We start from the raw sequence: 14297 nt of genomic DNA on the forward strand, positions 1-14297 counted from the left end.
AGTTCAATGATTTAAAACCGAATTTTATGCAATCGCTACTTGATCAAAAAGCTTATGACGAAATTCAGCAACGTATCGCTGATCTCAAACCGGAAACCACACCGCTGTGGGGCAAAATGAATGCGGGACAAATGCTGAAACATTGCCAGAGGCCTCTGGATATTGCTGTTTACGAAAAAGATTTTGGTTTAAAATCAAATGTTCTCATACGCCTGCTCTTCAAAAAAAGCATGTATAATGACCGGCCCTTTATGAAGAATATGCCTACCCCAAAGGCTTTCAAAATAACCGAAACGGCAGACTTTAATCTCGAACGTGAAAACCTGCTCAAACGGGTTGACGCATTCTATAATTTACGTGACAAAAAAGACTGGAAACCACATCCTGTTTTTGGGAAATTAACTCCGGAACAATGGGGTAAAATGCAATACAAACACCTCAATCACCATCTCAACCAATTCAAGGTTTAGGCTCAAAGCATATTTTGAACCTCATCAAAATTAAGTCCGCCATAATTACCGCTACTCATCAGTAGCAACACGCTATTTTCAAATTTTTGATCCACCAGATACGATTTGAAGGCTTCAGCGTTGGTGTAAATAGTCAAATCATCGCGCTCAAAAGCTTCGGCAATTTGCTCCTTACTTATCGCTTCGAGCTTTTTGATGGCCACCGCATCAGGTGAAAAGAAAACCACCGCCTCATCGGCAGCATCTAAAGCTCCCTTATAGCCTTTTATAAATTCGGCATTGAGACTGCTGTAGGTATGCAGTTCTAAACAGGCAATGAGTTTACGCCCGGGAAACTGCTTTTTAACGGCTTCAGTGGTTGCTTTTACTTTAGAAGGCGAATGTGCAAAGTCTTTAAAGCCGATATTTGATGCGGTCTCTCCTATTTTCTCAAGCCGTTTTGCCGCACCCTTAAAACTTGCGATGGCTTCGTAAAAATCATCTTCATCTACACCCATATGCTGGCAAATCCATTTGGCTCCTGCCAAATTACTTAAATTATGTTTTCCAAAAACAGCAATAGGCATAGGTCCTTCCGGAGTTTCAAGTAATGTCTCCCCATCCTCAATGGAATATTCGGGAGTGGTATAGGCGTGCTTGCGTGTAGGTGCAGTAGCTGCCTCTGCAATACGTTTTACCTCAGCATCTTCTTCATTATAGACTAAAATGCCACCGTGGGCAATGCTATCTGCAAAAATGGAAAACTGCTCCACGTAATTTTCGTAGGTAGGAAAGACATTCACGTGATCCCATGCGATCCCACTTATCAAAGCGATATTAGGCTGGTAAAGGTGAAATTTTGGTCTGCGGTCTATGGGCGAAGACAGGTATTCATCTCCTTCCAGCAAGATAAAATCGTTCTCCTGGGTAAGGTGAACCATCGTTTTAAAACCGGGCAATTGCGCACCTACCATAAAATCAACCTCGCGATCGTGATATTGCAGCACGTGCAAAATCATGGAGGTTATAGTGGTTTTACCATGTGAACCTCCAATGACCACGCGGGTCTTTTCTTTAGACTGCTCGTATAAAAACTCAGGGTAACTGTAAATTTTCAGGCCGAGTTCCTGAGCTTTGAGCAACTCGGGATTGTCGGGTTTGGCGTGCATTCCCAAAATAACGGCATCCAGATTCTCATCTAGTTTTTCAGGAAACCAGCCCAATTCTTCAGGTAATAAGCCAAACTCCTGCAAACGGGAACGTGAAGGTTCAAAAATAGCATCATCGCTACCGCTGATTTGATATCCTTTATGATGAAGAGCCAGAGCTAAGTTGTGCATGGCACTACCGCCAATCGCTATAAAATGTACGCGCATTCTTTGAGGAATTTCCAAATGATTAAGTGTAGCGCAAGTTACTAAAAGCGACTCCTAAGTAAAACCGAAGAAACAGAAATAATTAAACCTAAAAAGACCCCGCAGGACAAGTATCTCCTATCGCCAATAGATCTAAACCCCTTGCTCAATAAAACAAAAACTGAAAGCTACATCGCGTCTATGCGCTCTTTTTCTTCCAGAGCCTGATCAAAATCGGGCAAATCTGCCAAAGACAAATTGATGTGGTAATTCGCGCTGCTTTTATTTCCCAGATTGCGGTAAATCTGCGCTATACGGAAATGCGCCCAACTTACCGGCACCCCATCTTTGATAGAATGATTTGCGATATATTGTTTAAGGCTGGCTAATCCCAACTCGGGCTTGATGTTGAACTCAGCACAAATTTTACCAATCTGATAATTGATTTGATTGCGGTTATGGATTTTAAAGCTTTTTTGAGCTGCACTTAGCGCCTTTCCGGGGGCATTGTCTTTCTCGTAAAGATCTATCAGCTTCTGGTATGTGGTAGGTGAACCGCCCACCTCAATAGCTTTGAGGTATAATTTTTCAGCCGCTTTCATATCATTCTGCTTTTCGGCGACGTAGCCTCGCGAAAGATAACCGTCTACAGGAGAAATTTTTTGCAATTCCATCGCATAACTTTCCGCTTTGCTATAGCTGCCTCCCAAAATTCCGGGAAGTTGAATGTACAATTCTACCAGAGCCCAACGGGTTTCTATGTGCTTCGGATCTAATTCTGCAGCTTTTGTAAAATGCTCCTTGATATCGTCAATATAGGTTACCGCTCTTAATTTACTTATGCTTAAAGCTTTCATCCCCAAAGCACCGCCGTATTTAAAGTGATAGTTTGCGTTTTTGGGCTTTTCTTCAACGAGCGGAGTATAATAACTTAAAGCTTCATCCCACTTTTTATTGTGGGATGCAATATCTCCCAGATACTCCCGGGTACGGGCATCGCTGGGATTGGTTTTTAAATAAGACTCAAAAAAAGGCTTTGATTTTGCATATTGCCTGGCTTCAAAAAGTTTTAGGGCTTTATCAAAATCTGAGTTTTGAGCGAATGCCGAAAAGCTTAAGAGAAAAAGGAGTATAAAGCGCATAATTAAGTATTTGAGCCAAAACTAAACAAAAAACAGACCACGTTTTTTTATTTTCTGTATATTATCAATACTAATCAAAAAACGTTTCGATGTATAAAATAATTACACTCCTTGTCCTTTTCTATTCGTTAAATTTTTGCTGGGGGCAGGATTCGGGTTATGACAACTCCTGGAAAACCATACATCTTAATGAAATTGATGGTAAAATTGCGTCAGCCCTTGAGGAAACGCAAACTGTTCTCAAAAAGTCAAAGCGCAACAAAGATTATGACACCTACCTCAAGGCGAAAATTTACCGCTGGAAATTTTTACAAATCAATACAGAAAACTCAAACAACCTTATTCTTGCAGAGGTCAATAAGACCATAAGCGAAATTCCTTTCCCGTACAGTGCCATTTTGGAAACCTATAAAGCTAAATGGCTTAACGATTATTACAAAGAAAACAGGTGGACGATTAGCCGACGTGGACAAATTAACAATCCCGACCTCAACGATATAGAAACCTGGGATCTCATGACGCTTTTAAAACAGATTCGTAAAACCTATAAATTTGCACTTAATAATAGCCAAAAACTCATTGAACAACCTTCCGGAAACTATGAGATTTTACTTACTACTGCAAAACTTAACCGCAAATACCGCCCCAGCCTTTATGATATTCTGGCTCATGAAAGCCTTGATTTTTATAGAACCGATTTTTACAACCTTACCAGACCCGAACAAACCTATGAGCTTAAAAGCGACAAACTTTTCGATTTAGGCAATGCGTTTACCGAAATACAATTTAAAACTCCGGATAGCCTATTCTCCAGAGTAGATATACTTAAACAGTATCAAAAACTCGAACGCCTGCACGAAGAGAATAAAAATGAGGAGGCCTTAGTCTTTACAATTTTAGAAAGACTGGAATATGTCTTTCAGTATCATTTGTCTGAAGAAAAATGGCTCTTATACGAAAACACCTTACTCCAATTAGAAAAAGCGCATGAAGGAAGAGAAATTCAAGGTCTGGTTCGCCTAAAACTTGCTGAAAAATACAAAGACCTCGCTAGTACCAAACTGGAAGAATACTCAGAAAATTCAGGCTATAGCCAGGAAGAATTTGAGCATCTTAAGAAACTAAACAACGGTAATTGGCTGCTAAAATATCCCGATTACAATTCTAAGGCGATTGATCTTTCACAAAAAATAATTGAGAATTTTCCCGAGTCTGCTTACTCTATAAAAGCGGCTCAGCTATTAGAAGATTTACAAAGACCCGAGCTCAATTTGAGAACTCAGGAAACCTGGACTCCAGAACAAAAAGGCCGGCTCCTCATTAATTACAAAAACATTGATACGCTAAAGATTCGCATCTATAAGGCTACAGCTGCCTTATTGGATGCCCGTGGAAAAACTTTTTTTGAAGATTCAATTCTAAAAAAATTTCTGGAAACCAGCCCATTAGTTGAAGATCGAATTTTATTACCAGGGTCTGAAGACGCTAACCAGCACAGTACCGAAACGATCTTGCCTGCTTTTAAAAAAGGACCCTATTTAATATACGCTTCCGCATCAAATATTAAAGATAAATTGGGTACCTATAGCTTCTTTAATGTGAGTAGTCTTACAGCAACTCAAACCGAATTTGACAGGTATGAAAGGCTCCAGGTATTCAATAAAACAACTGGCTTGCCTGTCAAAAATGCAGAGGTAACTACCTACACAATTCTAAATAACGGCAATTACTCCACTCGAGTAATAGACCAGCTTAACTACACAGATGTACAGGGCGTAACAGATCTTAGAAAACACCCCGGTGAAAGAAGAATAAACAACATAAGCATTAAGACCCCAACCGACTCTACAACGGTTTCTTATTATCCCGGCTATTATCAAAGTCTAGAGGATGTTGAAGAAAACACAGACTCCATTGCCCGCACCGTTGTTTATACAGACCGTGCCATTTACAGACCTGGACAAAAAGTGTATTTTAAAGGAGTTTTACTTTTAAGGCTTAATGGTAAAACCCAGACAATACCTAATGAATATGTAAGCGTTTATGTGGATAATGCAAATGATGAAGAAATTGAAGATATTATTCTAAAAACCAACGAATTTGGGTCGTTCTCAGGAGAATTTATACTTCCTAAAAGTGGACTTACCGGAAATTTTTCGATCTATGCGGAGGAAAATTTTGATGAAGACACCTTCTTCTACGATAGTATTGACGAGTTTGACTGGCAAACCACAACTTTTAAAGTTGAAGAATACAAGCGCCCCACATTTGAGGTAACATTTAATCCTCTGGAAGAAGCATTTAAACCAGGGGATAGCATTCAGGTAACAGGAATAGCCGAGTCTTTTATGGGGGCTAAACTTTCTGAAATTCCGGTTAAATATACCATTACAATAACCAAACAGTTCAGTTACTGGCGTTATGGAGGAAATGCGGAATCCACACAAATTGCTAATGACACCATTTTCACAGATCAGGACGGTAACTTTAAAATCAATTTTCTCTCAGAGAATTTTGATGATGACGAAGCTATCTACAACTACAAATTTTTCGCAGAAGTAACCGATCTCAGTGGAGAAACCCGAACCGCTACAACCACAGTTAGAATTGGTAATAAAAATTTAATCGCAAACCTACGCTTACCCCGACAGGTATTAATAAATGACAGTCTTGCGCTTCATATCGAATCAAAAAACCTAAATGATCAGGAAGTTGCTGCTTCGGGTACAGTACAAATCTTTAAGCTACAGGCACCTGACCGTATTTTAGGAGATCGGCTTTGGGAAGCCCCTGAAATTCAGACAATCGCTGCCGAAGATTTTAAGAAGGCCTTCCCTACCGAACCTTATTTTGAGGAGCAAAAAATAGAAAACTGGCCAAAAGGCAAGCTCCTGTTTGAGACTTCGTTTAAAACCAACGGCGTCCTTGAACAAAAATTGCTAACCGATGAAAAATGGCCTGCCGGAAAATATGTAACTATTTTAAACCTCAAAAGTGAAAACGGAGCCACAGCAGAAACCCGGGAAACCTTTGACCTTACAGACCCCGCTGCCACAAAGCTCGCAGACTACAAGGCTTTTGAAGTAAACATTCTGGATAAGGATTTGAACGATTCTAAAAGTATTAAACTTCGTTTAGCAACCGGTTTTGATAGTCTTCCGGTTTTTGTAAAAGCATTTGACGGGCAGGAAAATTTTTACAGTAAAAAAGTTGAAATTTCCGAGCCTGTACAGCTTACAGTCCCTTGTAAAAATACGCAGCAAAAGGGAACCTATATTCAAATTTTTGGTATTAAGAACGGCTTACCGGTTTCCTGGCAAACCACAATCACCAGCCCTGTTCAGGAAAAATCACAGTTGCTTTTTAGTACCAAAACCTTCAGAACTAAAATACAACCGGGTATTGAAGAAACCTGGAGTTTTACGTTAAAAGAAAGCACCGGCAAAACTCCTAATGCCGAGATTCTGGCTTCCATGTACGATGCTTCCCTTGATGAATTCACGACTTCATCCTGGTCCACCGATGTTGATTTTGATGATTACTATTATGGTGGTTATACGCGCTTCCCTTCTTTCAATCAGCCTAACATTAATGATCTGAGCTATTTTAGAAATCCATACCGGGGCTACACCAATTACCAGAATTCGGTATTATCAACTTTTGATGAGTTAAAAACATTTGGTTTCACCTTTGGAAGCCCTAATTCGTATCAATACAGGCGCTATGTAGAGTCAATAGTTGCATCAACGGTCTCAGAACAGTCCACGCTGCAGGGAAATACTCAAGGTATCGTAACCGATAGCGACGGGCAACCGCTTCCGGGCGTAACTGTTCTTGTAAAAGGAACCCAAAACGGCACAACGACCAATTTTGACGGGCAATTTGCATTGGATGCAAAACCCGGCGCAACCCTGGAGTTTAGCTACGTTGGCTTCATAAGTAAGCAGGCAGTCGTAGCCAAAGACAAAAACCTTTTTATTATGCTTGATGAGGACTCGGCTAGCCTGGAGGAAGTGGTGGTAGTAGGTTATGGTACTCAAACAAAAGCTAGTGCGGTAGGTTCTGTGATGAATGCAGAAGAAGATATAAGTTTTGTGCTCGCAGGAAAAGTCGCTGGAGTCGAAGTGACTAATGCTTCCGGTACATCTCAGGAAATACGCATACGTGGTGTGGCTACTGTTTCAGGTGGGAAAAAACCCTTATACATTGTAGACGGTGTGCCGGTAGAAGACTTTGATATGTCTGCCAGTGAGATTACGAGTATAGACGTACTTAAAGATGCTGCAGCCACGGCAGTTTACGGTTCTAGAGGAGCAAACGGAGTGATTTTAATCACTACCAAACAAGCTCTAAAAGACCTTACACAGGTTGAAGCCCGAAAAAATCTGGATGAAACCGCATTTTTCTTTCCACATATTCAAACCGATAAAAATGGAGATTTCTCCTTTTCATTCACAACACCCGAAGCACTCACCCGTTGGAAATTACGATTACTGGCACACGATAAAAGCTGGACAACCGGTCAAATGGAACGAACCACTGTTACTCAGAAAGAACTAAGCATCGTACCTAATGCTCCACGTTTTCTAAGACAGGGAGACACCATTAACCTTACAGCAAAGATTACCAATCTCAGCTCAGGCATTCAGAATGGTATGGCGACCTTATTCCTCTTTGATGCACTAACCGGGGAGCCTGTCGATGTAAAACTGGCAAATATTAATGCTACGCGCAGCTTTAACCTTATGTCTAAAAAAAGTGCTGCAGTGGGTTGGACTTTGACCATTCCTCAAGACATTGAGGCTGTGACCTACCGGGTAGTTGCAAAATCAGAATCCTTCTCAGATGGCGAGGAAAACATACTTCCGGTGTTAAGCAATCGCACTTTAGTAACCGAGAGCATTCCGCTATTTGTGAGGTCTGGGGAGACTAGGACTTTTGAGTTTGATAATTTAAAGCAGACCAACTCATCAACATTAACCAATCATAAATTCACTATAGAATACACCTCAAACCCGGCCTGGTATGCCATACATGCCCTCCCCTATCTGATGGAATTTGAACACGAATGCTCAGAACAAATTTTCTCTAGAATCTATGCCAATAGCCTGGGCTCCCATATTGTTACAAGCGAGCCTAAAATCGCCGATGTGTTCAATTCCTGGAAGAAAGACAGCGTACTCATAAGTAACCTCGAGAAAAATGAAGAACTTAAAAATTTGATTTTGTCTGAAACACCCTGGGTGCGTGATGCTGCTTCCGAAACCGAGCGCAAAAACAGAATTGCAAAGCTTTTTGAGGTTGAAAAGTTAAAAACAGCACAAGCTACAGGTTTGGCAAGGCTGAAAAACAACCAGCTGGGTTCGGGCGCCTTCCCCTGGTTCTCAGGCGGCTCTGCAAGTGAGTTTATAACGCGTCACGTGGTTGCAGGTTTCGGTCACTTGAAAAAACTAGGCGTTAGTATAGATGACTCAGGCATTGTAAACAGTGGCCTGGAATACCTGGACACTAAGCTCATAAGAGATAAAAATAACTTTAGCTTCAATTCGTTAAAACCCGAAGACTTTTACAAACAACGCAGTCATCTGCACTATTTATACACGCGCAGTTATTTTCTGGAAGATGCACCTCTTAAAAATGACGTTAGCCTAATTGCTGCAAAAATTCTTGAATATCGCGAAAAAAACTGGCTGGAGCTATCTGTCTACGAAAAAGGCTTGCTGGCACTTGTGGCCAATCGCATGAACAAAAAAGATTTAGCCGAAAAAATTCTTACCAGCCTTAAGGAAAGCGCAGTATATTCTGAAACTAATGGTATGTACTGGAAATCCAATAAGCCGGGATGGTACTGGTATCAGGCGTCAATAGAAACACACGCGCTCATTATTGAAGCTTTTACCGAAATTACTCAGGACACTAAAAGCATTGAAGAACTCAAAGTTTGGTTATTACAAAATAAACGTACTAACAGCTGGCCCACAACCAAGTCTACTACTGAAGCTGCCTATGCACTTCTTTTAAGTGGAAACGACTGGCTAGCTGTATCAGATAACACTAAAATTGAATTGGGCGGAAACAGTATTAAAACTAAAAAGCTGCACGAAACGGCTAAAGAAGCCGGTACAGGATATTTGAAACTAAATTGGAATGCTGAAGAAATTAGTCCGGATTTCGCCACGATTGAAATTAAAAACAAAAACACATCACCCGGATTTGGAGGGGCCTATTGGCAATACTTTGAAGATTTGGATAACATTAAATCTAACTCTGAAAGTCCGTTAAATGTAGAACAGCAATTATACCTTAAGGAAAATGGACCTACCGGATCAACTCTTAAAAAAATCGACAAGAATACTCCCATTAAAGTAGGGGATCTTGTAACCGTACGCCTGGTGGTACGTACTACTTCAGATATGGAGTTTATACACTTAAAAGATACGCGCGCCAGTGGTTTTGAACCTGTAAATGTATTATCCCGGTATAAATATCAGGATAATGCTTCCTATTATGAAAGTACCCGTGACGCTGCTACGCATTTCTTTTTTGACAACTTGCGCAAGGGAACTTATGTATTGGAATACAACGTTCGTGCAAATAATGCTGGAAATTTCAGTAATGGGATTACCACTATCGAAAGTATGTATGCTCCGGAATTTTCAGGTCATACAACAGGGAAACGGGTAGACATTCAAGAATAAAAAAACCGGTAAAGCTCTATCGCTTTACCGGTTTTTTTAAGTTTATAAGCCCGGGAAAATATAGCTATTTATTGCTCCGGCGGAAAACCTTCAAATACCTTATTTGCCAGTTTGGTGTAGTAACTCACACGATCCTGCGGATTAGTGTTAAGTGCGATATTACTATCGCTTACTGCCTGCCAGACCAATACATCGCGGGCTGCTTCTACGAGATCAAAAGTAATGGTCTGATGCTCTTTAGATCCGCCCAGAGGAATTCCGGCTCCTACGCTTACCCCGGTGCCATAAGTGCCATTTCCAACACCTATACCTACCGAATTTTGAGGCTCCTCGCGGTATTGTGAAGCGGTGATGTTGACCAGCAGATCAGGCTTTTCTGCCTTTTGAAATCCCTTTTCCTGCATAATCAGGTCAACGGCATCCATAAGCCTGTTTAAATCAAGCTGACTTAAACCCGACTGCATATCGGGCATATAATTATACGTTTTATAGGTGTTGAAATTAACTTCCTCATCGTAGTCGTAATCTACGCGCGTGCTTCCGCATGAAATCAAACTAATCGCCATCAGCAGAATAAAAAAATGCTTCATAATATCTTTTCTTTTAAAAGTAGACATTATGAAGCATCTCTTAAGTCAATAAAATCCTAAATCTAAGACTATTCGCTTACTGCCGGGCGGTTGAGCATTGCCCACAGGCGATCTTTCAATTGGGTAAGGCCCTGCTGCGCTACCGAAGAAATAAACAGATATTCTACCGGGAGACTTTTATCGAGTTCTTTTTTAAGCTCGGCTTTTAATTCGGCATCCAACATATCGCATTTGGTAATGGCAATCAACTTGTCTTTGTCTAGCAACTCCGGATTGTACTTCTCCAGCTCGTGTAACAAAATGCGGTATTGCTCGGCTACATTAGGAGCGTCTGCCGGGATCATAAAGAGCAGGGTTGAGTTGCGCTCAATATGTCTTAAAAAACGGTATCCAAGCCCTTTCCCTTCTGCTGCTCCTTCAATGATTCCGGGGATGTCTGCAATTACAAAGGTTTGAAAGTCCCGGTACTGCACAATACCCAGATTGGGCTTCAGGGTGGTAAACTCGTAATTGGCAATTTTCGGCTTTGCTGCTGTAATAACGGAAAGCAGAGTTGATTTTCCGGCATTTGGGAAGCCCACAAGACCTACATCTGCCAAAATTTTCAGCTCCAGGGTTATATCGGTTTCCTGACCGTCAATACCCGGCTGCGCGTATCTCGGAGTCTGATTGGTCGCGGTTTTAAAGTGGTTGTTTCCCAGACCACCCATTCCGCCTTCGGCAACAATGTATTCCTGCCCTTCCTCGGTAATCTCTTTTAAAATATCCTGAGTTTCGGTATCGCGAATTACGGTACCCAGCGGTACTTCAATATACACATCTTCGCCGTCTGCTCCCGTACTGGTTTGCTTACTGCCGTTTTCACCGTGACCGGCTTTGATGTGTCTTTTAAATTTTAAATGTAATAACGTCCAGAGGTTTGGATTAGCGCGCACAATAACATGGCCGCCACGACCGCCATCACCTCCATCAGGGCCGCCTTTAGCAACATACTTCTCACGGCGGAGATGCGCAGAGCCGGCACCACCCTTACCTGAGGATACGTGCATTTTTACATAATCAACAAAATTTCCTTCAGTCATATTAAAATTTTACTGTTTTCGGTTTTGAGTTTACTGTTTAAACTTAACCCCTTTATAATCTGTTCTACTTAAGTAACTGATAAATGATCCAAGCTTGGCGCTTATTGCATCACAGCTTTCTACTAATTCTTTGTAATCAGTTTCCTGGATTAAACCCTTATCGTAAGATCGGTGTAGTTGAGATTTCAATTCTAAACAGGAACCTTTCGCAAAACCCAAAAAATTACGGAATTCTAAATTTCCTGATCTTCCGAAGCCTTCTGCTATATTATCCATTACAGAACCCGAACTACGATCCATTTGATTAAAAAGTGAATACCTTTTCCCGAGACCTGTGGTGAGAAATAAATGTTCGAGCTTTTGACAAAGCTTTCTTGCTAATTGCCAAACCTCTAAATCTTCAAACCTTTCAATCGTCGCCATAGCTAAAAATAAGTTTCTTATCTAGACATGCCCTCTTTTAACTCAGAGACAAACAGAAAGCGGTAAACGGTAAACTTAAAACCAATTTACAATCCATCTATGACTGCACTCAGTCTTTCCGTGATTTCGTCTATGGCTCCTACGCCGTCAACGCCGTAGTACTTGTCCTGCTTTTGGTAGTAATTTTTTAAAATAGCGGTCTCGTCGTAGTACACCTTGATGCGATTACGAATTACAGACTCATCAGCATCATCCTTTCGCCCACTGGTCTTGCCGCGTTCTAATAAGCGCTTTACCAAAATTTCATCATCCACCTCGAGGGCGATCATTGCAGCAACTTTAGTTCCTTTGTTGTCAAGCAACGCGTCTAAAGCTTCGGCCTGTGCTGTAGTTCTGGGAAATCCGTCAAAAATAAATCCGTTAGCATCAGGGGTTTTATCAACCTCAGCACTTAACATATCGATGGTTACGCTGTCCGGAACAAGCTGTCCTTTATCTATATACGACTTGGCCAGTGTGCCCAGATCGGTCGCATTTTTAATGTTATAGCGAAACACATCTCCGGTAGAAATGTGTACCAGATTGTACTTTTCCTTTAAAAAAGAGGCTTGTGTTCCCTTCCCGGCACCAGGAGGGCCAAACAATACCAGATTTGTCATTTTGGTGGTTTTAAGTTTATAAATCGCATTGAGGTTACGCCCCAAACCGTTATAATCCAGGCCGTAGCCTACTATAAAATCGTTGGGAATCTCAAGCCCCACGTAATGTATTTTATATTCTTTTGTGTACGACCCCGGCTTAAAAAACAGACTGGCAATTCTAAATTTGCTCACGCCGCCGCTTACCAGCATATCGGTAATTTTTTCGAGCGTATTGCCACTATCTACAATATCTTCTACCACGATCACTTCGCGATCTTCCAAATCAACATCAAGTGGAATATGCGTGATGACCTCGCCTGTACTGGCAGTACCGTCGTACGAACTCAACTTGAGAAATTCAATCTCACAGGTGCCCTCAAACCGGCTCAAAAGCTCGGTTGCAAATTTGAAGGCTCCATTGAGCACCACAATAAAAAGCGGTTCTTTGCCCGCAAAATCAGTATTGATTTGAGCTGCCACACGGTCTATGGCCTGCAACAGTTTTTGCTCAGAAATACATTCTTCAAATTGAAGACCTCTTAAGTTAATCATTGGGATATGCAGTGTTTTGGGCTAAAGCGCAAAGATACATATTGTAAGCGAATATACTTTACCGGCTTTTGCATTTAGAATTGTACAATACCTAGAGCTAAAGACCGTCAAAAAACCAAAGTATTTAGCCGTCTGTTTAGCCAATCTCTGCCTAAAAAGTTACTTTTGTAACCTTTAATTTTCAGCCTTAAACATACGTATTTCATGACTTCTTATTTTTCTTCAGATTTTAAACTCGCCGTGGTAGGCGGTGGTCAACTGGGCAAAATGCTGCTTTATGAAACCCGTAAATTTGATATTCAAACCCGGGTTTTGGATCCAAGTCCGGAAGCTCCCGCACGATTAGCCGCAAACTATTTTGAACAGGGTGATCTGATGGATTTTGATACCGTTTATAACTTCGGGAAAGAAGCCGATGTGATCACTTTTGAGATCGAAGCCGTAAATGTAGAGGCTTTGGAGCGTTTGCAGGCGGAAGGAAAAAGTGTATATCCCGCTCCCGAAACCCTTCGGAAAATTCAAAACAAAGGCGATCAAAAAGATTTTTATACTGAAAAAAACATTCCTACGGCGCCCTATACCCGTTTTGAAAACCTGGAAGCCTTAAAGCTTTCGCTCACCGCAAACCAAATCAGTTTTCCGTTTGTGTGGAAGAGTACCACCGGAGGTTACGACGGCAAAGGTGTACAGGTCGTTAGAGAACAAAAGGATCTTGACAAACTCGCTGATGTGCCTTGCATCGCCGAAACGATGATTCCGTTTAAAAATGAATTGGCCGTTATTGTGGTGCGCAACCCAAAAGGCGAGGTAAAAACCTATCCGGTTGTGGAAATGGAATTTCATCCGGAAGCCAATCAGGTTGAATACGTGGTTTGTCCCGCTCGCATTGACGATGCTGTGGCTCAAAAAGCCCGTGAAGTCGCCACCAAAGTCTCCGAAGCTTTTATGCACGTGGGACTGCTGGCCGTGGAGCTTTTTCAGACCAAAGACGATGAAATTCTGGTTAACGAGGTCGCACCGCGCCCGCACAACAGTGGTCATTACAGTATAGAAGGCAGTTATACCAATCAATTTGAACAGCACCTTCGTGCGGTTTTAAATCTGCCTCTTGGCGAAACGGCCAGTAAAACAGGAGCAGTAATGGTAAATCTGGTTGGCGAGGAAGGTTATCAGGGTGATGTGTATTACGAAAAGATTCAGGATATTCTGGCCCTTGAAGGGGTTACCCCGCACATTTACGGGAAACGGGAAACCCGTCCTTTTCGCAAAATGGGACATGTGACGATTGCAAACAGCGATCTCAATAAAGCCCGGGCAATCGCCGAAAAAGTAAAACAAACAATACGCGTAATTACAAAATAAACA

Annotated in this window: 9 protein-coding genes; 3 read left to right on the plus strand and 6 right to left on the minus strand. The window is 41.5% G+C overall.

The window, feature by feature from the left end; all coding sequences use genetic code 11:
- Positions 1 to 26: 26 nt before the first annotated feature.
- Positions 27 to 470 (plus strand): DUF1569 domain-containing protein, encoded by a 444-nt coding sequence (locus LLW17_RS07340; protein WP_228229603.1) that lies wholly within the window; start codon positions 27 to 29, stop codon positions 468 to 470.
- Between the two features lie 2 nt (positions 471 to 472).
- On the opposite strand, the gene LLW17_RS07345 is transcribed toward LLW17_RS07340, so the two are convergent.
- Both LLW17_RS07345 and LLW17_RS07350 read right to left on the minus strand, forming a co-directional pair.
- On the minus strand, positions 473 to 1825 hold the full coding sequence (locus tag LLW17_RS07345; RefSeq protein WP_228229604.1) for a UDP-N-acetylmuramate--L-alanine ligase: 1353 nt from the start codon (positions 1823 to 1825) through the stop codon (positions 473 to 475).
- Between the two features lie 167 nt (positions 1826 to 1992).
- A complete protein-coding gene (locus LLW17_RS07350; protein WP_228229605.1) occupies positions 1993 to 2946 on the minus strand; it encodes a tetratricopeptide repeat protein in 954 nt (317 codons plus the stop codon).
- A gap of 89 nt (positions 2947 to 3035) precedes the next feature.
- On the opposite strand from LLW17_RS07350, the gene LLW17_RS07355 reads away from it, so the two are divergent.
- Positions 3036 to 9644 carry an alpha-2-macroglobulin family protein gene (locus LLW17_RS07355; protein WP_228229606.1) on the plus strand — a complete coding sequence of 2203 codons (6609 nt, stop codon included), beginning with the start codon at positions 3036 to 3038 and terminating at the stop codon, positions 9642 to 9644.
- 68 nt (positions 9645 to 9712) lie between these two features.
- On the opposite strand, the gene LLW17_RS07360 is transcribed toward LLW17_RS07355, so the two are convergent.
- The 4 genes from LLW17_RS07360 to LLW17_RS07375 form a co-directional block, all read right to left on the minus strand.
- Positions 9713 to 10234 carry a DUF4136 domain-containing protein gene (locus LLW17_RS07360; protein ID WP_228229607.1) on the minus strand — a complete coding sequence of 174 codons (522 nt, stop codon included), beginning with the start codon at positions 10232 to 10234 and terminating at the stop codon, positions 9713 to 9715.
- 68 nt (positions 10235 to 10302) lie between these two features.
- A complete protein-coding gene (obgE, locus tag LLW17_RS07365) occupies positions 10303 to 11316 on the minus strand; it encodes a GTPase ObgE (protein ID WP_228229608.1) in 1014 nt (337 codons plus the stop codon).
- A 30-nt stretch (positions 11317 to 11346) separates the two neighbouring features.
- A complete protein-coding gene (locus LLW17_RS07370) occupies positions 11347 to 11739 on the minus strand; it encodes a four helix bundle protein (protein WP_228229609.1) in 393 nt (130 codons plus the stop codon).
- A gap of 86 nt (positions 11740 to 11825) precedes the next feature.
- Complete coding sequence (locus LLW17_RS07375; RefSeq protein ID WP_228229610.1) at positions 11826 to 12932, minus strand: adenylate kinase; 1107 nt, start codon at positions 12930 to 12932, stop codon at positions 11826 to 11828.
- A gap of 204 nt (positions 12933 to 13136) precedes the next feature.
- Here LLW17_RS07375 and LLW17_RS07380 point away from each other — a divergent pair, with 204 nt between their 5' ends.
- The gene (locus LLW17_RS07380; RefSeq protein WP_228229611.1) at positions 13137 to 14294 is read left to right on the plus strand and encodes a 5-(carboxyamino)imidazole ribonucleotide synthase; all 1158 of its coding nucleotides are present in this window, start codon (positions 13137 to 13139) and stop codon (positions 14292 to 14294) included.
- Positions 14295 to 14297: the final 3 nt, after the last annotated feature.

The sequence above is a fragment of the Leeuwenhoekiella parthenopeia genome, from assembly GCF_020782115.1.
Lineage (GTDB): Bacteria > Bacteroidota > Bacteroidia > Flavobacteriales > Flavobacteriaceae > Leeuwenhoekiella > Leeuwenhoekiella parthenopeia.